At 38.6% G+C, this 26,372-nt stretch carries 21 protein-coding genes, 1 tRNA gene and 1 pseudogene; all 23 read right to left on the reverse strand.

Translation table 11 applies throughout. The features are described from left to right. Positions 1-10: 10 nt before the first annotated feature. Positions 11-472 carry an SsrA-binding protein SmpB gene (smpB, locus tag G7057_RS00380; protein WP_166160533.1) on the reverse strand — a complete coding sequence of 154 codons (462 nt, stop codon included), beginning with the start codon at positions 470-472 and terminating at the stop codon, positions 11-13. Positions 473-504: 32 nt separating this feature from the next. Continuing rightward, on the reverse strand, positions 505-2,865 hold the full coding sequence (gene rnr / locus G7057_RS00385; protein ID WP_166160534.1) for a ribonuclease R: 2,361 nt from the start codon (positions 2,863-2,865) through the stop codon (positions 505-507). Then, positions 2,862-3,626, reverse strand: a complete 765-nt coding sequence (locus tag G7057_RS00390) for an alpha/beta hydrolase (RefSeq protein ID WP_166160535.1) — start codon at positions 3,624-3,626, stop codon at positions 2,862-2,864. The genes rnr and G7057_RS00390 overlap by 4 nt, the downstream gene beginning before the upstream one ends. A gap of 124 nt (positions 3,627-3,750) precedes the next feature. Next, positions 3,751-3,984 (reverse strand): preprotein translocase subunit SecG, encoded by a 234-nt coding sequence (gene secG / locus G7057_RS00395; protein ID WP_076765660.1) that lies wholly within the window; start codon positions 3,982-3,984, stop codon positions 3,751-3,753. Between the two features lie 67 nt (positions 3,985-4,051). Beyond that, positions 4,052-5,305: a DUF1015 domain-containing protein gene (locus G7057_RS00400; protein ID WP_166160536.1), complete on the reverse strand. Its 1,254-nt coding sequence runs from the start codon at positions 5,303-5,305 to the stop codon at positions 4,052-4,054. 8 nt (positions 5,306-5,313) lie between these two features. Then, the gene (locus G7057_RS00405; RefSeq protein ID WP_166163975.1) at positions 5,314-6,486 is read right to left on the reverse strand and encodes a phosphoglycerate dehydrogenase; all 1,173 of its coding nucleotides are present in this window, start codon (positions 6,484-6,486) and stop codon (positions 5,314-5,316) included. Between the two features lie 5 nt (positions 6,487-6,491). Continuing rightward, positions 6,492-7,574: a 3-phosphoserine/phosphohydroxythreonine transaminase gene (serC, locus tag G7057_RS00410; protein ID WP_166160537.1), complete on the reverse strand. Its 1,083-nt coding sequence runs from the start codon at positions 7,572-7,574 to the stop codon at positions 6,492-6,494. 324 nt (positions 7,575-7,898) lie between these two features. Further along, positions 7,899-9,197, reverse strand: coding sequence for a phosphopyruvate hydratase (gene eno, locus G7057_RS00415; protein ID WP_166160538.1), 1,299 nt, complete (start codon positions 9,195-9,197; stop codon positions 7,899-7,901). A 94-nt stretch (positions 9,198-9,291) separates the two neighbouring features. After that, positions 9,292-10,821 carry a 2,3-bisphosphoglycerate-independent phosphoglycerate mutase gene (gene gpmI, locus G7057_RS00420; RefSeq protein ID WP_076765653.1) on the reverse strand — a complete coding sequence of 510 codons (1,530 nt, stop codon included), beginning with the start codon at positions 10,819-10,821 and terminating at the stop codon, positions 9,292-9,294. Then, the gene (tpiA, locus tag G7057_RS00425; protein WP_166160539.1) at positions 10,821-11,576 is read right to left on the reverse strand and encodes a triose-phosphate isomerase; all 756 of its coding nucleotides are present in this window, start codon (positions 11,574-11,576) and stop codon (positions 10,821-10,823) included. The genes gpmI and tpiA overlap by 1 nt, the downstream gene beginning before the upstream one ends. Positions 11,577-11,608: 32 nt before the next feature. After that, positions 11,609-12,799, reverse strand: coding sequence for a phosphoglycerate kinase (locus G7057_RS00430; protein ID WP_166160540.1), 1,191 nt, complete (start codon positions 12,797-12,799; stop codon positions 11,609-11,611). Between the two features lie 99 nt (positions 12,800-12,898). Beyond that, complete coding sequence (gap, locus tag G7057_RS00435; RefSeq protein WP_166160541.1) at positions 12,899-13,900, reverse strand: type I glyceraldehyde-3-phosphate dehydrogenase; 1,002 nt, start codon at positions 13,898-13,900, stop codon at positions 12,899-12,901. A 39-nt stretch (positions 13,901-13,939) separates the two neighbouring features. Further along, on the reverse strand, positions 13,940-14,977 hold the full coding sequence (locus G7057_RS00440) for a sugar-binding transcriptional regulator (protein WP_166160542.1): 1,038 nt from the start codon (positions 14,975-14,977) through the stop codon (positions 13,940-13,942). Between the two features lie 277 nt (positions 14,978-15,254). After that, complete coding sequence (gene clpP / locus G7057_RS00445; RefSeq protein ID WP_166160543.1) at positions 15,255-15,848, reverse strand: ATP-dependent Clp endopeptidase proteolytic subunit ClpP; 594 nt, start codon at positions 15,846-15,848, stop codon at positions 15,255-15,257. Positions 15,849-16,056: 208 nt separating this feature from the next. Then, a complete protein-coding gene (gene icd / locus G7057_RS00450) occupies positions 16,057-17,325 on the reverse strand; it encodes an NADP-dependent isocitrate dehydrogenase (protein WP_166160544.1) in 1,269 nt (422 codons plus the stop codon). Between the two features lie 22 nt (positions 17,326-17,347). Further along, complete coding sequence (locus G7057_RS00455; RefSeq protein WP_166160545.1) at positions 17,348-18,466, reverse strand: citrate synthase; 1,119 nt, start codon at positions 18,464-18,466, stop codon at positions 17,348-17,350. Positions 18,467-18,492: 26 nt separating this feature from the next. Further along, a complete protein-coding gene (gene acnA, locus G7057_RS00460; RefSeq protein WP_166160546.1) occupies positions 18,493-21,198 on the reverse strand; it encodes an aconitate hydratase AcnA in 2,706 nt (901 codons plus the stop codon). Between the two features lie 449 nt (positions 21,199-21,647). Further along, positions 21,648-21,719: transfer RNA gene (locus G7057_RS00465), tRNA-Arg, on the reverse strand. Positions 21,720-21,850: 131 nt separating this feature from the next. Further along, positions 21,851-23,209 (reverse strand): ISL3 family transposase, encoded by a 1,359-nt coding sequence (locus tag G7057_RS00470; RefSeq protein ID WP_076766430.1) that lies wholly within the window; start codon positions 23,207-23,209, stop codon positions 21,851-21,853. 174 nt (positions 23,210-23,383) lie between these two features. Further along, positions 23,384-24,217: pseudogene (locus G7057_RS00475) on the reverse strand (IS3 family transposase); the annotation flags it as partial. Continuing rightward, positions 24,175-24,930 carry a helix-turn-helix domain-containing protein gene (locus G7057_RS11945; RefSeq protein WP_076766434.1) on the reverse strand — a complete coding sequence of 252 codons (756 nt, stop codon included), beginning with the start codon at positions 24,928-24,930 and terminating at the stop codon, positions 24,175-24,177. The pseudogene G7057_RS00475 and the gene G7057_RS11945, both read right to left, overlap by 43 nt. A gap of 196 nt (positions 24,931-25,126) precedes the next feature. Beyond that, entirely contained in the window at positions 25,127-25,306 is a 180-nt protein-coding gene (locus G7057_RS00485; RefSeq protein WP_076765636.1) for a DNA-directed RNA polymerase subunit beta, read from the reverse strand. A gap of 18 nt (positions 25,307-25,324) precedes the next feature. Further along, complete coding sequence (gene mreB / locus G7057_RS00490; RefSeq protein WP_076765634.1) at positions 25,325-26,359, reverse strand: rod shape-determining protein; 1,035 nt, start codon at positions 26,357-26,359, stop codon at positions 25,325-25,327. Positions 26,360-26,372: the final 13 nt, after the last annotated feature.

A 26,372-nucleotide genomic window follows, 5' to 3' on the forward strand; every position in this document is an offset into this window, starting at 1 on the left:
TTTCCTTATTCTAATAACGATTCTTTAATGCACGATCGACTTCGCGTTTCATATCTTTTTGTTTTAGCGACTCACGTTTATCGTATTTTTTCTTACCTTGAGCGACACCAATTAACACTTTTGCATAACCATCTTTAATATAAACTTTCAATGGAATTACGGTAACCCCTTGTGTTTTTGTTTGATTAGCTAAGTAATTGATTTGCTTTTTATGCAGTAAGAGTTTGCGTGAACGAAGTGGATCATGGTTAAAAATGTTTCCTTGTTCAAACGGACTGATATGTACATTTTGCAAAGTCGCTTCTCCATTACGGATGGACACATAGCCATCTCGAATGTTAATACGAGCATTACGAATGGATTTAATTTCAGTGCCTTTTAAAACCATCCCTGCTTCAAATGTTTCCAGAATACTATATTCGTAACTGGCCTGTCTGTTTTGGGCAAGAACTTTTCCGTCTCCCTTTGGCATCACTTCTACCTCAATTTCTGCTTCAAAATTTTTTAACGTTTCTTTTTAGAACGTTTTTTCTTTTCCCCGCCTTGTTTATTGGAAGTCTTTTCTCGTGATCCACCGTTATCTTTCCGTTTTTTACGGTGACCTTTCATACCTCGGTCTTGGTTGGATCTCGGTTTACTCTTCCCATTCTTCTTACGGCTAGGTGTTTGTATCTCTTGATTATACACTGTCAATTCATCATCTTCAACTAAGGCGAAGTCAATCTCACGTGAATCAACATCTGCTTTAGTTACTTCAATGCGAACTTTTTGACCAATTCTGAAAATCATACCTGTTCGTTCACCCAGTAGCACCATATGGCTCTCTAGGTAGTTAAAATAATCTTGCTTCATATTCGAAATATGAACCAAACCTTCAATGGTATTTGGTAACTCAACGAAGATACCAAATTTAGTCACTGAACTAATGACACCTTCGAATTGTTGGCCAACTTTATCAACCATAAATTCTGTTTTCTTCAGAGAGTCAGTCTCACGTTCTGCATCCACTGAGCGGCGTTCTGTTACTGAACTTTGAACAGAAATGTCAGACAGTTTTTGTTCCCACTTATCACGTTGTTCAGCGGTTTGCTTGTCAGTCAGATACATGCGCAACAATCTGTGAACAATCAAGTCGGGATAACGTCTGATTGGTGATGTGAAGTGCGTATAGTCTTTAGTCGCCAAACCGTAGTGACCAATTGGATTAGTATCATATTTTGCTTGTTTCATACTCCGTAATAAGACGCTGGCAACAACGGCATGGTATGGTTCATCTGCCGTTTTTTGTAAAATGTTTTGCAGTTGCTTTGGTTTAATACTTTCGTTCGATCCCGTAACCACCATTCCAAATGTCGTCACGAATTCCATAAATCGAAGCATTTTAACAGGATCCGGTTGCTCATGAATCCGGTAAATAGCCGGTAGTTTACGACGCGTAAAGTGTGCTGCTACTGTTTCATTGGCTGCTAACATAAATGATTCAATTAGACGTTCGCCAACACCACGTTCCACAACTTTAATATCAAGAGGATGGCCTGCTTCATCAACGATTATTTTTGATTCGGTCGTATCGAAATCAATCGAGCCGCGCACTTTCCGTTTTTTCTCTAAAATCTTATGAAGGCCGCCCATATCTTCAAGTAAATTAACATACTCGATAAAGACATCGCGTGTTTCTCGGTCACGGTCTTCTAAAATGGCGTTTACTGCTGTATAGGTAAAGCGTTGGTTTGAGTTAATGATTGACGGGAAAATATCGTATTTTACGACATCGCCTTTATAATCAATCTCCATCACACACGACATAGCCAAGCGGTCTTCATGCGGTAAGAGCGAGCAGACACCATTTGATAGTTTCTGCGGTAACATTGGTACCACACGGTCTGTTAAATAGACACTCGTTCCGCGCTCAAAAGCCTCGCGGTCAATCGCTGAATGTTCAGTTACAAAGTAAGAAACATCCGCAATATGGACACTTAGTTGATAGTTGCCATTGGCTAAAATAGACATTGAAATGGCATCATCCAAATCCTTAGCATCTGCCCCATCAATCGTAATGGTCACTTGGTCTCTTAAGTCGCGGCGATTCGTATATTCGTCCTCTGGTATCTCAAACGGAATGGCTTCTGCTTGTTGAATAGCATCCTCTGGGAACTCTGTCGGAATCCCTAGTTTATAAAGGATGGACAAAATATCGACACCAGGTGCATTTTTATGTCCAATCTCTTGAGTCACGATACCTGTCATCGCAACAGGATTATCACTATTTGGATACTCTACAACTTCGCTGACAACGATGCTCCCTTCAACGGGATGAAGACCTGTTGGCTGAACATACAAGAGCATCTGTTTAATTTTATTATCTTGAGGGACAACATAACCTAAATAGCCTGTTTCCTCTCTTCTTGGTGCATCGTAAGGGAAAAACTCTCCGACTATGCGGTTGGTTTTCCGTGCAATGATTTTAGTGATTTTACCTTCTGGACCTTTACTATTCCAAGGCTCAGGCTTATGGGTAATCACAACTTCGACTTGATCGCCTTCCATGGCACTAGCCGTCTGCTCTTTTGAGATGTAAATATCATCTTCAGCTGGATCATAATCAACGAAGCCAAAGCCGCGATCATTGGCGCGGAATGTTCCGACTAATGTCGCATCATCTCGTTTAATTCTAAATTTCCCTTCTCGGTTTAAAACAATTTGCCCCGCTTGTTCAGCTTTAGCAATTGCTTTTACTAAGTTATTAAAGCTTTTCGAATCATCATAGCCTAGTGCTACGCTTAATTGCTTCACTGAATAACTGTCGTATTGATGTTCTTGTAAGTAATCAATGACTTGATTAAGAACATGTTCTGTTTGTGTCATACGTTTTCCTCTTTCCAATTTAGCTTGTCAAGGTAGTTGATGACGGATGTTTCAAAATCGTGGCGCTTTGATCCTACAGTAATCACGTGGGTTGCTTCTGGGAAAAATTGGAAGTCAACTGTTGCATGGTTAATGGCGTCTCGCAAGACACGGCCATTCATATAATCAATCAATTCATCCTTACCTGAAGAAGCAATATAGTAACTACCGGTAATCTTATCTAAGTCTGCCTGAACGATATCGGTAAACTCACGTATATCAGCCATTTGTTGACCAAGCTTTTCTTTAATTCTGTCAATATTCCCCTCAATTTCTTCTGAGGTTTTGCCAATGTGTTTATTAAATGTACGATAGTAATTAACGAATGCAGCAGGTACTTTGCTATCACCAATATTTAAAACAGGTGAGTTAAACGATCCGCCTCCGATATAATTGCCAGTTTCAAGCAAACGTGTTGCAATAATACCACCCATGGAAAGTCCCATAACGGCAATATCTTCGTAGCCCTTTGAGCGTAGAAAGGCTGTTGCTGCTTCACCATCTGCCAGCCACTGTTGGGGACTGCCTTCATCTAGAATATCTTCAAACCGCTCTGTCGCGTGTCCAGTGAATTGAGGAGAGTATACGGTATAGCCTTTTCTCTCTAACGTTCTGCCAAGCATCCGAACGTCATTCGAGCTGCCTGTGTAAGCATGTAGTAACAAAACTGCTCGTTTCCCTTTTTCAAAGAAAAATGGTTGTGGTAATTTTATTTCTTTCATGTGATAACTCCTCTGCTCATATTCTACGTTTATTGTACGTTAGATTTCAAAAAAATCATACTAAATAGAAAAAGGACTCGAACAAAAGTCCCAGTCCTTTTCTCTTAAATTCATCGTATTATCTTTAATTTGAAGACAAATAAGCTAGTGCAATAGCTAAACCAATAAATAGAAAACCTAATACAGCTGTTACTCTTCTCAGACCAGCTTCAAAGCCTCTTGCTTTTTGTTTTCCAAATAACTGCTCTGCTCCACCGCTTAATGCACTTGCTGCATTAGTTTTAGACGGTTGTAACAAGACAGAGATAATGAGTAAAATTGATACAATGATTAAAGCGATTAATAAGACGTCGTACAATGGTGGACCTCCTTTAAATACTACCGCTTAGTATATCATAATTGAGCACGTGATTCTAGTAGTTAATCTATTTTTTACCCTTTTCTGTTTCCAACTCATGCAAGAATAATCCACTCAATAACTTTGGCTCAAACCAAGTTGATTTCGGTGGCATCTGCTCACCTAGATCAGATACCGTCAATAATTCGTCCATTGATGTTGGATAAAGCGAAAAGGCAATGCTAGCGTCTTTATCCGCTAATTTCATTAAGGTTGCTGTATCGTGAATACCACCAATAAAATCGAGACGTTGGTCTGTTTTGGGATCAGTAATATCAAAGATTGGTTCAAATAAGAAATTCTGTAATAAAGAAGCATCCAAACCATCTACATAGTTTTCAGGTCTCTTGTCATCTTTAATCGTTAGCTTGTACCATTTCTTATCGATATACATACCGAAGCTACCTTTTTCTTGTGGTTGGTATTGCGCATCATCTAAGGCTTCAACCGTAAAATAAGTCTCGATTTTTGCCCAATCGCCATCCTTCAATGGTAAATGAACAAGACGATTATATGGCAAGATCTCCAATTGAGATGTTGGGAAAGCAATTCCTAAGAAATAATTAAGCTCTGCGTCATCTGCTGCATCAGGGAATTCTTCACGTCTTTGTTTTGTAATTTTAGCTGCTGCAGCCATACGGTGATGACCGTCAGCAATATACAATGCCTCAATATCATCTCTAAAGTAGTTGGTAATTTTTTCAACTAAGTCATCTTCGTCAATTTTCCAGACGTAATGCTCCACGTTATAGAAGCTTTCAAAGCAATAAATCCCCATATTGCGGTTTTTAAAGTCCAATAATAGGTCATTAAGTTCGCTGTGGTCTTTGTAAGTTAAGAAAATAGGACTTGTATTGGCATCAAGTGCATCATTATGGCGAATACGGTCTATTTCTTTATCTGGACGTGTTTTTTCATGTACTTTAATCGTTTTATTGATATAATCATCCACTGAAATTGCCATTACAATACCGTATTGCGATTTACCATTACGTGTCAAGCGATAAAGGTAGTAGCTTGGTTTTTCTTCTTTTACTAGCCATCCTTTTGATAAGAAGTCTTGATAATTTGTTTTTGCCATCTCATAAACACGGTCATCATCAACAGCAACATCATCTGATAAGTCTACTTCTGCACGGTCAACTCTTAAAAATGACTTGGGATTATTGCTAACTAGTTCTTTTGCTTCTGCAACATTTACCACATCATATGGGAGACTAGCGATTTTATCGACATCATAATTATTGGGACGAACGGCTTGGAACGGTTTAATCTTTACCATAAATACTGTTACTTCCTTTCTATGATACGCGTTTTTATTACACCTGATATTTCTTGAATTTGACCGGTTACCTCTTCTAACAAGGACATTTCAACCTCTGGAATATCAATAACCGTATAGGCGTAATTACCACGACTCCTGTTCAGAATATTATCAATATTAACAAAATGTTTGGCTAAAATTGCTGAAATTTGACCAATCATATTAGGAACATTACGATTGACAATGGTGATACGTAGTGGTGATTGTAATGGTACATCAATCGTTGGGAAATTCACAGAATTGATAATATTTCCTGTTTCTAAGAAGTATTTCAATGTTTTGACTGCCATAATTGAACATTGTACCTCTGCTTCATCGGTTGATGCGCCTAAATGTGGGAACATCATAATTTTATCGTTGTCAAAAAATTCTTTTTCGGCAAAGTCGGTCACGTATTTAGACAATTTTCCTTCTTCTAATGCTTCTAACAAGTCTTCCTTAACAATTAATTCATTTCGAGCAAAGTTCAATAATACAGCGCCGTCTTTCATTTGGTTAATAAATTCTTTATCAACATACCCTTCTGTATTAGCATTTACGGGAATGTGAATTGAGATATAGTCTGAATCTCTCAATACTTCTTGTAATGTTTTCGCGTTTTTAACACGTCTTGATATATTCCAAGCTGTTTCAACTGATACATATGGATCATAGCCGATAACATCCATTTTCAAATGATAAGCATCTGTCGCTAATAAAGAACCGATTGCGCCTAGCCCAATTACACCTAACGTTTTGCCAGCTAGCTCTGTTCCTGAAAATTGCTTTTTACCAGCTTCTACTTGCTCAGAAATATCATCGCCTTGTAGTTCTTTCAACCAGTTTATACCTCGGTAAATGGGGCGAGCCGCCATAATCAAACCAGCAATAACCATTTCCTTAACAGCATTAGCGTTAGCACCTGGTGTGTTGAAAACGACAATTCCCTCTTCTGAAGCACGTTCAATTGGAATGTTATTCACACCTGCACCTGCACGCGCAATCGCTAGTAAGCTCTCATTAAAGGTTAAATCATGGATTTTTTTACTTCTTAATAAAATTGCTTCTGCATCTTGTGTCTCATTTAAACTGTATTCCTTTTTATTCAGAAGGTCTAACCCTTCTGTTGCGATCATATTAAAAGTTTGAATGTCTCTCATCATGCTTATTTAGCTCCTCTGTTTTCTTCGAATTCTTTCATAAATGCAACTAGTTCCTGAACACCTTCTAGTGGAAAGGCATTATACAAACTCGCGCGCATACCGCCTACTGAACGGTGACCTTTTAAGTTAACAAAACCGCGCTCTTGTGCTTCTTTTAAGAAGTCTTTTGTTAAAGTGTCATCTGTTAGTGTAAACGGAATATTCGTTAGCGAACGGAATTCTTTTTGAACAGGTGATTGGTAGAAATCAGACTCTTCAATCGTTTGATATAAAAGACCCGCTTTTTCTTGGTTTGTTTTCACCATTTCACTAACGCCGCCTAATTCGATTAACCACTCGAATACTAATTTTGCCATATAAATCGCAAAGGTTGGTGGTGTATTATACATTGATCCTGAGCTGACATAGGTCTTGTAGTCAAGCATAGTTGGAATTCCTGGGGTATCTTGTAACAGGTCTTCACGAACAATGACGATTGTTACGCCTGCTGGACCAATATTTTTCTGTGCACCAGCGTAAATCAAACCAAAGTCGCTGACATTGTAGTTAGCAGATAAAATATTTGAAGACATATCGGCTACGACTGGTACGTCACCGAATGTTGGAATAGTTTGGTATGCTGTTCCTTCAATCGTATTGTTTGTTGTAATGTGAACATAATCTAATCCTTCTGGAATTTCTGTAACTTCTGGAATAAGGGTATGTTTGTTTTCTTTTGTGTTTGCTAAGATAACAGCTCGGTCACCAATTAGAGCTTCTGCTTCTTGATAAGCTTTTTCCCCCCATGAGCCAGAGACAATATAACCAGCCTTACCATCTTTCAAAAGATTCAACGGTATAGCAGCGAATTGAAGCGTTGCCCCACCCTGAATAAATAAAACTTTATAGTTATCTGGAATAGCCATTAATTGGCGTAAATGAGCTTCTGCATCATCAATAATAGCTTGAAAAAGCGAGGATCGATGACTCAACTCCATTACGGACATGCCACTATTTTCATAAGATAGTAATTCGTGTTGAGCTTTTTCTAAAACAGATTTTGGTAGGATAGCTGGACCAGCCGAAAAATTCCATGTTGTTTTCATCATATCGCCTCATTTGCTTTTTCTAATATTTTTTTAATTCTATTTTCATAAATTATTATAGCAGATTTTAACAATTAAAAAAGGGTAAAAGAGAAAGTTACTAAAAAAAGTAATATTCGTTAATAACAAATTATATTTTTTTGCCTTTTTGGAGTTAAATCATTATTTTAGTTGATTTTAACATAAACCTCTTCTTATTCAAATTTATATCATTTCAGCTATTTCCGAACACTTTTAAATACAAACCTAAAAAATGTTCGACAAATGCAAAAAAGCTCTACCTGCATTTTCATGCAAGTAGAGCTTTTTTAACTTAAAAGGTTATTATTTGTTTTCTAGGTTGTAGAATGCTTCTAGACCTTCGTAAACAGCTAGTTCACCTAATTGATCTTCAATACGTAATAATTGGTTGTATTTAGCGATACGGTCAGTACGGCTTAATGAACCAGTTTTGATTTGACCAGCATTTGTTGCAACAGCGATATCAGCGATTGTTGCGTCTTCTGTTTCACCTGAACGGTGAGAGATAACAGCAGTGTAACCAGCTTTTTTAGCCATTTCAATTGCTTCAAATGTTTCTGTCAAAGTACCGATTTGGTTAACTTTGATTAGGATTGAGTTACCGATGTGGTTTTTAATCCCTTTGCTTAAGATTTCAGTGTTTGTTACGAACAAGTCGTCACCAACTAATTGAACTTTTTCGCCTAGGCGTTCAGTCAATAGTTTCCATCCATCCCAGTCATTTTCGTCCATACCATCTTCGATTGAGATGATTGGGTATTTGTTAACTAATTCTTCTAAGTAATCTACTTGTTCAGCAGCAGTACGTTTAGCTCCGCCTTCACCTTCGAATTTAGAGTAGTCGTAGATACCGTCTTCGTAGAATTCTGAAGATGCACAGTCAAATCCTAGGTAAACATCTTTACCTGGTTCTAGACCTACAGCTTTAATTGCTTCAAGAATTGTTTCAACACCGTCTTCAGTTCCTTCGAAACGAGGTGCGAATCCACCTTCGTCACCTACAGATGTTTCTAGGCCACGAGCTTTAAGGATTGAAGCAAGTTTGTGGAAGATTTCAGCTCCCCAACGTAGTGCTTCTTTGAATGTTGGTGCTCCAACAGGAAGAATCATGAACTCTTGGAACGCGATTGGTGCATCAGAGTGAGATCCACCGTTGATAATGTTCATCATTGGAGTTGGTAAAACTTTAGAGTTGAACCCACCTAGGTATTGGTATAGAGGTACATCTAGGTAGTCAGCAGCAGCGCGAGCTACAGCGATAGAAACAGCTAGAATAGCGTTTGCTCCTAATTTACCTTTGTTTGGTGTTCCATCTAATTCGATCATAGTTCTATCGATAGCTAGTTGGTCACGTACGTCAAAACCGATAACAGCGTCAGCGATTAGCTCAACGTTTTCTACAGCTTTTTGTACACCTTTTCCTAAGTAACGATCTTTGTCGCCGTCACGTAATTCTACAGCTTCGTGTTCACCAGTAGATGCTCCAGACGGAACCATACCGCGTCCGAATGCGCCGCTTTCTGTGTATACCTCAACCTCTACTGTTGGGTTACCGCGTGAATCAAGAACTTCTCTAGCCAAAATATCTGTAATGAATGGCATTTTTTTCTCTCCTTTTTATAAAACAATACTTGGTTTTACATACTAATTTTAGACAACTTTTACTAAGATTGCAACCACTTCTTACAATCATTGATTACTTAATAATCAATGATTCACCAGTCATTTCTGCTGGTTTCTCAACATTCAATAAATCTAACATTGTTGGTGCTACATCGGCTAGTTTACCGTCAGTACGCAATGTCACATCTTTTTTCGTTACAATAACAGGAACAGGTACAGTTGTATGAGCTGTATGTGGTGTTCCTTCTGGTGTAATCATTGTATCTGCGTTACCATGATCAGCAAAAATAATTGCGTAACCATCGTGTGCTAAAATACGATCAACGACTTTACCTAGGTTTTCGTCAACAGCTTCAATTGCTTTAATTGTTGGCTCTAACATACCTGAGTGTCCCACCATGTCTGGGTTTGCAAAGTTCAAGATGATAGCGTCGTACTTGTCTTCGTCAATAGCATTCGCCATTGCATCGCCTAATTCGTAAGCACTCATTTCTGGTTTTAAGTCATAAGTAGCTACTTTTGGTGATGGAATCAGAATACGGTCTTCGCCTTCATATGGATCATGCTTACCACCATTCATAAAGAATGTCACGTGTGGGTACTTTTCAGTTTCAGCAGCATGTAGCTGTGTTAAGCCTTTGTTACTCAACACTTCAGCAACCACGTTTGTTAATGGAATTGGCGGGAAAGCCACTTCTCCAATAACAGAATCTTGGTATAGTGTCATTGAAACAAATTTAACATTTTCCGGACGTACGCCACGATCAAATTCTGCCCACTCTACATTTGTAAAGGCATTTGATAATTGAATCGCACGGTCTGGACGGAAGTTAAAGAAGATAACAGCATCATTATCGTGAACTGGCGCAACTGGTTTGCCATCTTTAACAATGACACTTGGCATAACGAATTCATCGGTTACATTGTTTGCATAGCTTGCTTCTACAACTGCTTGAGCAGATGTAAATTCTTCACCTTTTCCAAGGACAACAGCGTCATATGCTTTTTCAACACGTTCCCAACGTTTGTCGCGGTCCATTGCATAGTAACGACCTGAAACTGATGCAATTTCGCCTACTCCAAGTTCTTGCATTTTATCTTCTACTGTCTTGATATAACCAGGTGCAGCATGAGGATCAACGTCACGTCCATCTAAGAAAGCATGTAGGTAAACGTTTTTGATTCCTTTTTCTTTTGCACTCTCAAGCAAAGCAAGTACATGGTTAATGTGACTGTGTACACCACCGTCAGACAACAAACCAAATAAATGCAAGCTTGAGTTATTGTCAAGCGCATGGTTGTAAGCAGCTGTTAATGCTGGGTTTGTTAAAAACTCACCATCACTAATTGCTTTATCGATACGTGTTAAACTTTGGTAGACAACACGACCAGCACCAATATTTGTATGTCCTACTTCTGAATTACCCATCTGGCCTTCTGGTAAGCCTACAGCTAAACCAGATGCTGCCATTGTTGCATGAGGAAATTCGTTCCAGTAGCGGTCAAAATTTGGTTTATTTGCTTGAGCAACAGCATTACCAACTGTTTCGTCACGCTTACCAAAGCCATCAAGAATGATGATTGCTACAGGTTTTTTAGTCATTATTTTACTGCCTCCAATAGTTGCAAGAAAGATTCTGCTTCTAAACTTGCGCCACCTACAAGAGCACCGTCAATATGTTCTTGACCCATGTATTCTTGGATGTTTTCTGGCTTAACACTTCCACCGTATTGGATGCGAACTTTATCTGCTGTATCAGCGTCATATAAGTCACGAACTGTTTGACGTACAACGCCACATGTGTCGTTAGCATCTTGTGATGTCGATGATTTACCAGTACCGATTGCCCAGATTGGTTCGTAAGCAATAACCAAGCTAGCTACTTGACCAGCAGTCAAATCTTTCAAAGCGTTAGTAATTTGACCTTTAATCCAGTCATTTGTTTCGCCAGCTTCTCTTTGTTCTAGTGTTTCACCACAACAAACGATAGGTGTCATGTTGTTACGGAAAATTGCATGTGCTTTTTTGTTAATATCTTCATCTGTTTCGTGGAAGTATTCTCTACGTTCAGAGTGTCCGATAATCACATAGTCAGTTCCTAATGCACCAAGAGCTTTCGGGCTGATTTCGCCTGTAAATGCTCCTTCTTCTTCAAAGTAGCAGTTTTGAGCAGCAACTTTAAGGTCAGTACCTTTGCTATCTGAAATCATTTTTTCTAAATACAAAGCTGGTGATCCAATCACTGAATCTACTTTGTCATTTGATGGTACGGCATGTTTAACTGCTTCGATAAACGCGTGCGCTTCTTCAGCAGTTTTATTCATTTTCCAGTTACCAGCGATAATTGGTTTACGCATAATAATCCTCCTACTTGATCTTACAACGGTTTTTATTTATCAGAAATTGATGCAACACCTGGTAGTTCTTTACCTTCTAGATATTCTAGAGAAGCACCGCCACCTGTTGAAATGTGAGTAAAGTCTTCAGCAAATCCTAATTGCATTGCTGCAGCAGCTGAATCTCCCCCACCGATGATTGTTACAGCATCGTCTAATTTAGCGATAGCTTCACAAACACCAATTGTTCCTTTAGCAAAGTTGTCTAATTCGAATACGCCCATTGGACCATTCCATACAACTGTTTTAGCGCCTTCTAATTCTTTAGCAAACAGTTCTACAGTTGCAGGACCAACGTCTAATGCCATTTTATCTTCAGGCATTTCATCTGCAGAAACAACACCTGCTGAAGCATCGTTGCTGAATGTTGTTGCTAAATGAGCGTCGATTGGCAAGATTAATTTGTCGCCTGCGCGAGCAATTAAGTCTTTAGCTAATTCTACTTTGTCAGCTTCTAATAGAGAAGTACCGATTTCTTTACCTTCTGCTTTAGCAAAAGTATAAGCCATACCACCACCGATAATAACTTTATCAGCTTTTTCTAGTAGGTTTTCGATAACACCAATTTTGTCGCTTACTTTAGCTCCACCAAGGATAGCTACGAAAGGACGTGCTGGCTCGTCAACAGCGCCACCGATGAATTTGATTTCTTTATCCATCAAGAAACCTGCTGCTGATTCTAAGTTTGAAGCGATTCCTACGTTAGATGCGTGAGCACGGTGAGCCGTTCCAAATGCATCGTTAACGAACAAGTCACCTAGGCTAGCCCAGTATTTACCTAATTCAGGATCGTTTTTGCTTTCTTTTTTACCATCAACGTCTTCAAAACGAGTGTTTTCAAATACTAAAACGTCGCCGTCTTTTAGATTGTTGATTGCTTCTTCTAATTCTGCACCACGTGTTTGTGGAACAAATGTTACGTCTTTACCTAATAATTCTCCTAGGCGTGTTGCAACTGGTTTAAGAGACAATTTAGCTTTGTCTTCTTCCGTTTTCACTTTACCTAAGTGAGAAAATAGGATAACTTTTGCGTTATTTTCTAATAAATATTCGATTGTTGGCAATGCTTGAACAATACGGTTATCGTTAGTAATTTCGCCGTCTTTCATTGGTACGTTGAAATCTGCACGAACTAAAACTTTTTTACCTGTTACAGCTAAGTCTGTTACAACTTTCTTTGTCATAGGATGACCCCCAGTTTGAGTTTTCATAAAAAAAGCAGGGAAGCGCGATGCTTCCCCGCTTTTCGTTCTTTACGATCCGCTATCGGATTAATTCAAATCTTATAGGTTAGTAAAGTATTCTAAAGTACGAACTAATTGAGCAGTATATGACATTTCGTTATCGTACCAAGAAACAGTTTTAACTAATTGTTGGTCTCCAACTGTCATTACTTTAGTTTGAGTTTCGTCAAACAATGAACCGTAAGTCATTCCTACGATATCTGCAGAAACGATTTGATCTTCGTTGTAACCGTAAGATTCGTTAGCAGCAGCTTTCATTGCAGCGTTAACTTCGTCAACAGTAACTTTTTTGTCTAGAACTGTAATTAATTCAGTTAATGAACCAGCAGCTACAGGAACACGTTGTGCAGCGCCATCAAGTTTACCTTTAAGTTCTGGTAAAACATCACCGATTGCTTTAGCAGCACCAGTTGTGTTAGGGATGATGCTTTCTGCAGCGGCACGAGCACGACGGAAGTCACCTTTTGCATGTGGAGCATCCAATGTGTTTTGGTCACCTGTGTAAGCGTGGATTGTAGTCATAAGACCTGAAACGATACCAAACTCATCGTTCAATGTTTTAGCCATAGGAGCTAAACAGTTAGTCGTACATGAAGCACCAGATACGATAACATCGTCTGCTGTTAATGTTTCATGGTTAACGTTGTAAACGATTGTTTTAACATCGCTACCTGCAGGAGCAGATAATAGAACGCGTTTTGCGCCAGCTTCGATATGAGCCATTGCTGCATCTTTACTGTTGAAGAAACCAGTACATTCTAATACAAATTCTACACCTAACTCACCCCATGGGTTGTCAGCTAGGTTTCTGTGTGAGAAGATTTTAACTTCTTTACCATTGATTGTGAATGAGTCTTCGTTAACTACAACTTCACCATCGAAACGTCCTTGTGTAGTGTCATATTTTAACAAATGAGCTAACATTTTTGCGTCAGTCAAGTCGTTTACTGCTACCACTTCGATACCTTCAAGTTCTTGGATACGACGGAATGCAAGACGACCAATACGTCCAAACCCATTAATTGCTATTTTTGTTGTCATACTAAGATTTCCTCCTTTAGGATAATCAGTTTTTTTATTTTAAAGGGTATCCCCTTTTAAAATCGAGTTAGCGGCACCTTCATCTGTTACAAGCCATGTATGATCAGGTGCGATATGTGAATAAGCTTTAATCGCTTTTGCTTTTAATTCTCCTCCTGCTATGGCTATCGCATAGGGAATTTCTTCGACGTCTTCCATTTGAAGACCAAACCGTGATAAACGAGAGGTGATATTTCCCTTTTCATCAAAGTAACACCCAAATGCTTCTCCGACTACTTCACTCTCATTTAACCGTTCTTTTTCGTCAGCTGACATGCGCCGACGTTCCATCATAACTTTAGCATTTCCGATGCTATATAACAAGCAATTCGCACGTTTCATCATATTAATTGTATAACGAATGGTTGGTTCATCTTTCAATGAATCCAGTGCCTGTGCACTTAGGTTATCCGGAGCAAATAATGCTGTATTTTCCCCACCTGTTGCTTGCGCCATCAGATCACTCACAGAGTTGGCTTGAATGGACATCACTTCACCTAAGCCGCCTCGTGACGGAACAAAAGTGAATTTACGATTGTCAGATAGATTTGTTGTCATGTGTCTTGCCATAGTAGCCATGGTACTTCCACCTGCTACTGCAACGATGAATTCACCTTCTGGTAAAAGCTCATCGAACATTTCAACCGCTGCTATTCCTAACTGGTCGAGTACGTCCGGGTCATCATCAAGGTTTCCCGGGATAATACGACAGAGTTGTAATTTCAGCCTCTTAGCTAGTTCCTCTTCTTTTTCATTCATCTTCATAAACTGATCAACGGTTTGTTCAAGTTCAAAAAGAATCTTCTTCCCTTTAAGAGTCAAGGTCATACCAGCCTTGGAACTAGAGATAATACCGTTTTTTCGTAAAAAATCTGTTTCTGTGCGTAAGGTACGTTCAGACTGATTCAACTTTTCCGATAATGCTCTTCGTCCAACTGGTGCGGACTCTCGAATCTCTTTCAAAATTCGATAACGAGAATGAAGAACTGATAATAAATCAGGAACTATTTTCTGTAAGACGGAAATGGAATTCTTCATATAATCCCCCATCTCTAATGTATTGGACGATTTAAGTCCAACAAAGAAAAACTCTTCTTTTAAAAAATATCATTTTATTTTTTGTTGAAAAAAGGAGAAGTAATCTGCATTTATTAACCTTACGCATTTTATTCTAACAATTTTAATAGCATTTGACAAGCCTTTATACTTTTAACTTTGTTTTCTTACTATTTTTTAATAGTTACATTGGTCAATAAACGTCCCAACGAAGCTGTAAAAAAAAAGACAGCCTTTTTATTTGGCTGCCTTAAACAAATTAAGCTAAATTTTTAGAGCTTGTCATCACTTCATCGATAATACCATATTCTTTTGCTTGATCAGCACTCATATAGTTATCACGGTCAGTATCTCTCTCAATAACTTCCATTGGTTGTCCTGTTTTTTCAGATAAAATCTTATTCAAACGTTCACGTGTTTTTAAAATGTGTCGTGCAGCAATTTCAATTTCAGTTGCTTGACCTTGCGCACCGCCTAATGGTTGGTGAATCATAATTTCAGCATTTGGCAAGGCAAAACGTTTACCTTTAGCTCCTGCTGTTAACAAGAAACTACCCATTGAAGCTGCCATTCCCATTGCGATAGTTTGAACATCTGCCTTAACAAAGTTCATCGTATCATAAATAGCAAGACCTGCTGATACAGAACCACCTGGTGAGTTGATATAAATATAAATATCTTTTTCTGGATCTTGAGCATCTAAGAATAATAATTGAGCGATAACAGAGTTAGCTGTGTTGTCGTCAATTGGGCCGCTCAACATAATGATACGGTCTTTTAAAAGTCTTGAGTAAATATCATAAGCGCGTTCACCGCGTGATGATTGTTCGATAACTGTAGGTATTAAATTCATGTTAGTTTCCTCCTATACGATAATTTCTTTCTTTACATTTCTCATTGTATAACAAAGGTCAAATAAGGTCAATAATTAAGTGTCGCTGTTTGACCTTCCTAGAAAGAAACTTATTCTAACCTATTTTACCAAACTTTTGAAAAAATTATAGGAAATTCGCTCGAAAAAGAAACAATCGAATGTTTTTTCGATTGTTTCTAGTCAGTCCTTATAAGTTTTCGATTAACAAGTCTCCAAATTGCGAACAGCTTACCTCAGTTGCGCCATCCATTAGACGAGCAAAGTCATAGGTTACCGTTTTATTTAAAATGGTTTTTTCAAGAGCAGCAATAATCAAATCGGCTGCTTCTCCCCATCCAATATGCTCTAACATTAAAGTTCCAGAGAGAATAACTGACGATGGATTAACCTTATCAAGACCTGCATATTTCGGAGCCGTCCCATGTGTTGCTTCAAAAATAGCATGCCCAGTCAGATAGTTAATATTCGCTCCAGGCGCAATACCAATACCGCCTACTTGCGCAGCAAGAGCATCTGAAATGTAATCCCCATTCAAGTTCATGGTCGCCACAACATCAAATTCAGCTGGACGCGTTAAAATCTGTTGAAGGAAAATATCTGCAATGACGTCTTTGACAATAATTTTACCGGCAGCAACAGCTTCGTCTTGCGCTTTGTTCGCTGCATCCGCTCCATCTGCTGCTTTAATCCGATCATACTGTTGCCAAGTAAAGACATCATCGCCAAACTCATTTTCAGCTAGGTCATATCCCCAATTTTTAAAGGCGCCTTCTGTGTACTTCATAATATTACCTTTATGAACGAGTGTGACTGTCGGACGATTTTCCTTAATGGCATAGCTAATAGCTGCTCTAACCAAACGCTCCGTCCCTTCTTTAGAAACAGGCTTAATACCAATCCCACTTGTTTCAGGGAAACGAATCTTGTTGATGCCCATTTCATTAATTAAGAAGTCAATTATTTTCCGTGCTTGGTCACTATCCTTCTCAAATTCGATACCGGCATAAATATCTTCTGTATTCTCTCTAAAGATAACCATATCTGTTAATTCAGGTTGCTTTAACGGTGATGGTACGCCTTCAAAATAACGGACAGGCCGTAAACAGACATATAAATCAAGTACTTGCCTTAAAGCAACGTTCAACGAACGGAAACCGCCACTAATCGGTGTCGTTAAAGGTCCTTTTATAGCAATCAAGTATTCATCAATCACATCTAGGGTCTCTTTAGGTAACCATTCTCCTGTTTGGTCATATGCTTTTTCTCCTGCTAGCACTTCCTTCCAAACAATTTGGCGTTTCGCTTGATAAGCTTTCTCAACTGCTGCATCAAAAACTCGTTCAGCTGCTTTCCAAATATCTGGTCCGATCCCGTCTCCTTCAATGAAGGGAATAACAGGATAATCTGGGATCACTAACTTGCCATCAACAACTTTAATTTTTTCTCCATCTACCATAAACACTTATCCTCCTTGGTTACTATCGCTTGTCAATTGGAATATAAACTTGACCACTTGGGCCAATATAGCGTGAACGCGGACGAATCAAACTATTGTTTTCGCGCTGCTCCTTAATATGTGCTAACCAACCCGATACACGGCTCATAGCAAAAATCAGCGTAAAGAGATCACTTTCAATTCCCAACACATGATAGACCGTTGCAGAGTAGAAATCGACATTGGGTATTAACCCTCTTGCATCACGGATATACTCTTCAATTTCGACTGATATATCGTACCATCTCGCATCTTCCGTATCATGAGTCAGTTGATAAGCCATTTCTTTTAGATAACTTTGACGTGGGTCTACTGTTTTATAAACACGGTGGCCAAAACCCATGATTTTTTCTTTAGAATCTAACTTTTTCTGTAAATATTCTGCAGCTGTTCCATTGTTATAAATCTCTTCTAGCATATCAAATACTCGCTCGTTAGCTCCCCCATGAAGCGACCCTTTTAACGTGCCAATAGCAGTAGTCACACAAGAGTATACATCTGATAAGGTTGACGCTGACACACGAGAAGCAAAGGTCGATGCATTCAGTTCATGATCGGCATGAAGAACAAGCGCTTGATTTAATGCCTTTACCTGAGTTGCTGTCGGTTCTTCACCCGTTAACATATAAAGAAAATTAGCAGTAAATCCTAAATCATTTCTCGGTTGAATCGGATTCAACCCTTTACGAAGCCTTGAAAAAGCAGCAACAATTGTTGGCATTTTCGCTTGTAAAGATAAGCTTTGAATCTTAGCTGATTTTTCTGAATTTTCTTCAGCATAAGGATCAAAAACCCCTAACAAAGAGACCGTCGTACGTAAAACACTCATCGGATGAAGATTTTGTCGTGTTTGAATTCTTAAACAAGCTTCTACTTCACCTGAAATACTCGACCAATCTTTCAATTCTTGTTGAAAAGTTGCGAGCTCGTCTTGAGTCGGTAAATGACGGTACCACAGTAAAAAGATAACCTCTTCGAAACTAGCGTCATTATTCATTAATTCTTGGATGCTATAACCCGCGTACGCCAATTCATCATCAATGATCGAACTGATTTCGGTATCACAAGCATAGATATTTGCTAAGCCGCCTACAATTTCCATTCTTTCACCTTCAATTCTTTCGGGATTCATGTCTGCATGGTTTCCAATTTCTTACGGACAACCATCGGAAGAATACCTTTATGTTTGTAATAACGAATATCTGCTTCCGCATCGAAACGTACAATTGCTTGGAAGTTAATTTTTTCGCCATTTGGATGAAGCGCTCGAACATTAACAACTTCACGAATACCAGTTTCTCTTGGCAAATCAACAGAGAAGCTTTCTTCACCCGTTAAACCAAGTGTATCTGCATCTTCTCCTTCTAAGAACTGAAGAGGCAAGACACCCATCATCACTAAGTTTGAACGGTGGATCCGCTCATAACTCTTGGCAATAACAGCCTTTACACCTAGTAAACTTGTTCCCTTAGCAGCCCAGTCACGCGAAGAACCCATACCGTAATCTTCACCAGCTATTACAACTAGCCCAGTACCGTCTTCTCTGTATTTCATAGCTGCATCATATATCGTCATAATCTCGCCAGTTGGCCAATAAGTGGTGTAGCCACCTTCCGTACCTTCTGCCACTTGATTTCGAATCCGAATATTTCCAAAGGTTCCTCTCATCATGACTTCATGATGACCACGACGCGAACCGAACGAGTTAAAGTCTCGAAGCGAAACGCCATTTTCTTTTAAGAACTTACCAGCAGGTGAACGCATACCGATAGCGCCGGCAGGTGAAATATGGTCTGTCGTAACAGAATTCCCAAATTTAGCTAGCACACCAAGATTAACTAATGGTTCTATCTCGCCTGCTTCTGGACTCATATCTTCAAAATAAGGCGGGTTAGCAATATATGTTGAAGCCATATCCCACTCATAGACATTTTCATCAGTGGTTTGGATCGCATTCCAGTCTTCGTTAGCATGGAAAACTTCTGCATAATATTTTTGATAGAGTTCTGGCGTAACATATTTGTCAATGTAGTCATTGACTTCTGTTGCTTCTGGCCAAATATCACTTAAAAAGACATCTCGCCCGTCTTTGTCTTTGCCAAGTGCTTCAGTGGTTAAATTGATATTCACATTACCTGCTAAGGCATAGGCCACAACTAAAGGCGGTGATGCTAGATAGTTGGCTTTAGTTAGAGGATGAATCCGTCCTTCAAAGTTTCGGTTACCACTCAGTACAGAAGATACTAGCAAATTACCTGTTTGTATCGCTTCTTCAATTTCTGGTAGCAAAGGACCTGAGTTCCCAATACACGTTGTACAACCATAGCCGACTAAATTAAAACCTAACGCTTCTAGATACGGCATCAGACCAGCATCTTCTAGATAGGCTGTCACAACTTTTGACCCTGGAGCCAGCGATGTTTTTACAATTGGCGATACTGACAGGCCTTTTTCGGCAGCTTTCTTCGCTAATAAAGCTGCGGATATTAAAACAAAAGGATTAGACGTATTTGTACAACTTGTAATAGCGGCAATAACAACATCACCTGTTTTGATTACATGTTCTTGACCGTCAATGACACACGTTGTTGATTTTTCTAATTCTTTTAAATCTAAGCCGAAACCTTGGTTGCCTTCTGGCCCTTCTAAAGCGGCTTGAAAGGATTTCTTCATATCAGATAAAGGAATTAAATCTTGCGGACGTTTTGGTCCAGATAGGTTTGAATCAACTTCTGATAAATCAATTTCAATGACATTTGAATATACAGCCTCTACCTCTGGTTTATAAAAGAGATGATTAGCTGTAAGAACATCTTTCACAAGAGTTATGGTTTCATCCGAACGTTTTGTCAACGCCATATACCGTAATGTTTCATCATCAACTGGGAAGAAGCCACAGGTCGCCCCGTACTCAGGCGCCATATTAGCAATGGTTGCTCGGTCAGCTAACGTTAGTGATGCTAATCCTTCTCCAAAGTATTCAACAAATTTACCAACGACATTTGCTTGTCTAAGAACTTGGGTCACTTTAAGAGCTAAGTCTGTCGCAGTTGCGCCCGCTTTTAAATCACCAACAAAGCGCACGCCAATTACATCTGGAATTGGAAAGTAAGAGGGTTCATTTAACATACATGCCTCTGCTTCAATCCCACCAACTCCCCAGCCCAATACACCGATTCCATTGATCATAGTTGTATGAGAATCCGTCCCAACCAAACTATCTGGAAATGCCCACAGTTCACCCGTTTCTTCTTTAGAAACAACGACGTCTGATAAATACTCTATATTAACTTGGTGAATAATCCCTGTCGCTGGCGGAACAACACGATAGTTAGAAAAAGCATTCTGTGCCCACTTCAAGAACGTATAGCGTTCTTTGTTTCGTTCGAATTCTAGGGCAGCATTAAAGGCTAATGCTTCTGGCGTTCGGTAAGCATCAACTTGAACAGAATGGTCAACGACTAAGTCAACTGGAATCTCTGGGTTAATTTGGTCACCTATACCACCGAAGCGAATGAGCGCTTCTCTCATAGATGCTAGGTCAACAATAACAGGAACACCTGTGAAATCTTGCAGAATAACACGCGTCGGTTTAAATGGTATTTCGCCATCTTGCCGATCTTCTGCCCATTTTGCTAGTTGTTCAATGTTCGTTTCTGTTATATCGATACCATCTTCTTGTCGTATTAACGATTCCAACAGAATACGAATGGTGTAAGGAATCTTATCAATTGATACACCCAAAGCAGTTGTTACTTCAGCAATATCAAAATAATGGTATTTTTTTCCATTAGATGTTAATTCCTTCTTACTCAAATCATGATACGAAGTCATAGCTCCACTCCTATTCCTCAATAAGCATTAAAAAGTATTATCATTATAACCTCATAGTTTCTCATTGTAAATTCATTTTTATACGTGTATTCTAACTATAGTTTCATTTAACGTTTGGAAGAATGCTTACTAACGTTGTTATATCAAGTTTTCACTGTCCTTTTCATCAAAAATTATAGAGCATAATATTTTTAAAAATAAACCGTCATTTTGTTAGATTTTATAACACAGATTGCTTTTTTAATTGTTTTTTGATGATTTATCACAAAATCTATGTGAGGATATCGAACAAAAGGACAAAAAAAGACTACCTATCGATTAGGTAGTCTTTTTTGCCGATATTTTGCCGATATTATTTTAAAAAAGTCCTTTTCATACTATTGTGTCATTTAGAAACCTTGTTCTATCAACACTTTTGACGACTTTTCGCAAACCATCTTTTCTATTTACGTCTCCTGAGGGAATCGAACCCCCATCGCAAGAACCGGAATCTTGAGTGATATCCATTACACTAAGGAGACACAATAGTATTATTATAGCAAAGGTTAACCTTATAAACAATCATTTTCAAGAACTTTGACAATGAAAAACGCCTAAAAAAACGGTTCTCTGTCAAATCGTGTTGGTGACCCTATAATAGTCAAAGTGAGATTTAAATTCTCACTTTGGCTTTTTCTTTTTGTCTAGCTTGTTCGTCTTGATAGCGTAATGCCTTGGGCTCAAAATGATTGATAGTCAAGCGGAAACTGACCAGAATACGCGCACGGAGATTCGTGTAATTACGATAACCAAACCCAGATCGCTTTATGGTCTTAATTTTATTGTTAATACCTTCAATGGCGCCATTAGAAAGGGTATAAAAACAGGCATTGCTAATACCCACTCGATGTGTCACTAACGTTTGGACGGTGGTACGGATCTTTCTTGGTAATATCTGTTGTCTAGTGTCTTCTAAAATCGTGCTAAATTGTTCAAAATCATGCTGATAAAGGGCGAAACGGAGATGATTGACTAACATGTAAACCTGACGCAACTGTGGATCAAGGGACAATAAATAATCAACCATCATCTTTTCAGTCATCAGACCGTCATAAAGACGATGGGTTCGGTAATCACTCACATTTAATTCCCAGTCATTTTTTAAAAGCAACTTCCATTGTTTCTTTAACTTACGGTAATCCCTCGGGCGTTTACTGTAGAGATTATTCATCACACGAATACGATGTGTATTGAGTGCGCGATTGAGATGCTGCACGATATGAAAGCGATCAATGACAATTTGGGCGTTTGGAAAACACGTTTTTACCACTGCCATATAAGGCGAATACATGTCCATCGTGACCGTCTTCACGCTATAACGAGACTCTTTTGGATACCGTAAAAAATAATCAATGAGATGATCTTTTCTTCTGTCTTCAACGACATCCATTAACCGATGGTTTTGAGCATCAATAAATAGAAAACTCATCGCACCTGAGACAGCTCCAACTGACTTAAATTCATCAATAGAGAGATGTTGAGGCAAGTAGAGATGCTTAGAAGCTAGCGGTTTCGCAACCTGTCTAAGCACACGAATAACAGTACTCGTCGAAACAGACAAGTGCTGAGCTACCAATGTCATGGACTGTATTTCACGCAGCTCCATCGCAATAGTTTGTTTAATAATAGTGGAGATAAAACAATGGCGTTCAACCAGAGTTGTTTCAGCGATAAAAGTCTGATGACAATGCTTGCACAAGAAACGTTGTTTCTTTAGGCGTAGAAGAAGTGGCTGAAAATTGATGTGCGTCAGCTTAATGGTCGATACTTTTGTTCCATTCTTGATGATATCTTGATGAGATTGATTTAAAACACCACAATTGACGCAACAACGCGGTGTATAGGTCAATTTCCCCTGTATAATCATATGATTGATTTGGTTTAGTTTTTCAAATTCTACAGGAATATCTTCTAAAATAATATTTGGGTCTTTTATTCCGAACATTTTTTTAATACAATGAATTTGGGTCATGTGAATCCTCCTATTATTTGGTGTGGTAACTTAATTATAGGGGTTCACTGACCTTTTTTGTGTTTAAAAATAGAAAAAGGTGTTAGTGAATCATTTGAACTGCCCCCTGTCAAGTAGACAGGTAAATAAACAAAATCTTTGTCCCATGTATGATACTGTTCATGCATGGTTTTTTTATGCCGGAATGCTTAAGCCCATTTTTAATGTCACCCGTTGGGTATTATAAAAACCAATATATTGTTCAATATCACGCTCTAATTCTTCAAAGCTCATATAAGTCTTCAGCCGATACATTTCTTCTTTGATAATGCCCCAAAAGTTCTCCATTGGACCGTTGTCAATGCATTTTCCCACACGAGACATACTGTGGGTGAGTTGATGTTTCTTCACAAAATTATTAAAGTCGTATGACGTGTATTGATATCCCCGATCGCTATGAATAAGCGTTTGGGTTGATATAATCTTGTCTTCAATTTGGCGAACTGTATCACGAACTAAGGCATTATCATTACGTTTCGATAGTTTAAAGGCTACGATCTTATTTTCGCCATAATCCAATATGGCACTAAGATAAGCTTTGGCGTTCTCTCCATACTTAAATTCAGTCACATCGGTTAATAAGACTTCCATCGATTGATAGTCCTTTCGGAATTCTCTATTGAGGACATTATCGGCGATATGTGCAGGATTGTGGGGCTTGTAACGATATCGTTTCTGACGGATAACAGCTTTCAAGTTCAGTAATTTCATCAAACGATAGACACACTTATGGTTTACTTTAGCGTTCATGAAGTGGTTCAGATAGATAGTTATTCGACGATAGCCATAAATACCTTTATGCTTTTCATAGACTTGAAGGATTAATTCAACAAGCTTTCGAAGCCGTTTTTCCGACGCAGTCGGCTTGCGTTTCAACCACTTATAATAACCCGCTCTGCTCACACCCAAAGCATCACAGAGATGGATTACTTTGTATCCTTCTTTTTGTAGTTTCTTGATCGTTTGGTATTCCGCTTCATACCTCGTTTGCGTGACATCAACTCTCTTTCCACTTCTTCTAACTTTTTTAACGCTACGTTCTCCGTTTCTAGATACTCATTTCGTGCTCTTAAAGCTGCATTTTCAGCCCGGATTCTTTCTTCTTCCGTTTGAACAGAGTTTGGTTTGCCGCGACCTCGTCCATCTACTAGTCCGTCAGGACCATGCTTCTTATATTTTTGAACCCATGAATACACGTTATTGTAGGATACCTGATACTTCTCAGCAGTTTTTTTATAAGATAAACTATTAGCTAGGCAGTCTTGGACTATTTTGATTTTTTCTTCTTGTGTTGATTTTTTATCTGTCATCGTATACACCTCGGATTTTGGAGAATAGCTCCTCATTTCTTCCCCTTTAGTATACTTGTTTATCCAGCTCCTGACAGTATCAACTTTTGGGATATTATATTTAACAGCTAGCTGACCTATAGGTAATCTATCTTCTAAATATTCTTTCACGACTAAGTCCTTAAATTCTTTGCTATATTTATTGGACTTAGATTTAACTTGAATCCCACTAATTCCATGCTCTTGGTATCTTAAGACTTTATCCCAAAAGGACGTCCAATTAATTAATAAACCATAGGCTTCTTTTAATTCTTTGAAACTGATTCCTTCATTCAGATACATCAAAATATATCTTTCGATTTCTTCAGTTGTATGTTTACTGTTTGAACGCATAAAAATCCCCCTAAAGTAATTTTACTTTTTTAAGTGTCTACTTTAGGGGGAGCATATCAATTTCGATTCACCAACACCATATATTATAGAACCAAAAAAACAGCCCCAAGTCGCTCTATAGAATGACTTGGGGCTGTTTGGCTTTTATGACGCATTAAAGGAGCACATAATAAAGAACGTTAACGCTTCTCTATTCTTATTTAACATATTCCAATATATGTTCCCAAGTTTGGCGATCGAATACCTGCATGGCTTCGCCATCACCGAGAACGCTATAACCGATTATTAACCCCAGAGCAAATAAACCAACTGCTAATGCCACAAAAATAATAATCGTGAATAATGATTTAAAAATAGGTTTAAAATCAAACTTCATATTTAACGTCCTTTACTGTTAGTTTCTTTGTGTTAACCTTCTAAACCAGCTCGGTCCAAATTGGCGGCTACGTTTTTGCTTGCCAATGTTCTCAAGTAAAATACCTGTTCCTAATGCAACAGAGTCCAATGAATCTGGTGATGTAAAGACTGGTACGCCTAATTCATCACTGAATAATTGTTCAATGCCTTTAATCAAGGCTCCACCACCGGTTAAGACAATACCAGTATTAATGATGTCTGCTCCTAATTCTGGTGGTGTAATTTCAAGAACTTCCTTAGCCTGCTCTACAATCAACATTAACGTATCATGCATAGCATTGTAAACTTCTTCTGAAGTAATTACAATGGTTCTCGGAAGTCCAGTAACCATGTCTCTACCACGAATTTCCATACTGTCTAGTTTCTCTGGCAACAATGCTGTTCCAACATTTTTCTTAATTTGTTCAGCTGTACGCTCACCAATTAATAAGTTGTGCTCACGTTTGACATAGTTCATAATATCTGAATCTAATTTATCCCCAGCTGTTTTTATTGAACTACTTGTTACAATACCACCAAGTGATAGAACTGCAACATCACTCGTACCACCACCCATATCGATAACCATGTTACCGTTTGGTTGGAAAATATCTAGACCAGCACCAACAGCTGCAACTTTAGGTTCTTCTTCAAGGTAAACATTTCTACCGCCGCTCTTCTCAGCCGCTTCAATAATTGCTTTTTGCTCAATTGTCGTAATGTTAGTTGGACAGCAAATTAAAATATTTGGTTTTGTTAAAAGACCCTTTACATTCAAGCGATCAATAAAGTGCGTCAGCATTGCTTCTGTAATATCAAAGTCAGCAATCACGCCCCCTTTTAATGGACGAATGACACGAATATTAGATGGCGTACGTCCTACCATTCGATAAGCTTCTGCCCCTACTGCTAATACACGATTTGTTGTTGTATCAACAGCAACAACTGAAGGTTCATTTAAAACAATCCCTTTTCCTTTAACATGGACTAATACGTTTGCTGTTCCTAAGTCAATTCCTATATCTTTAGCCACATTGTTCCCCTCT

It is taken from the genome of Jeotgalibaca arthritidis, from assembly GCF_011100465.1.
Taxonomy (GTDB): domain Bacteria; phylum Bacillota; class Bacilli; order Lactobacillales; family Aerococcaceae; genus Jeotgalibaca; species Jeotgalibaca arthritidis.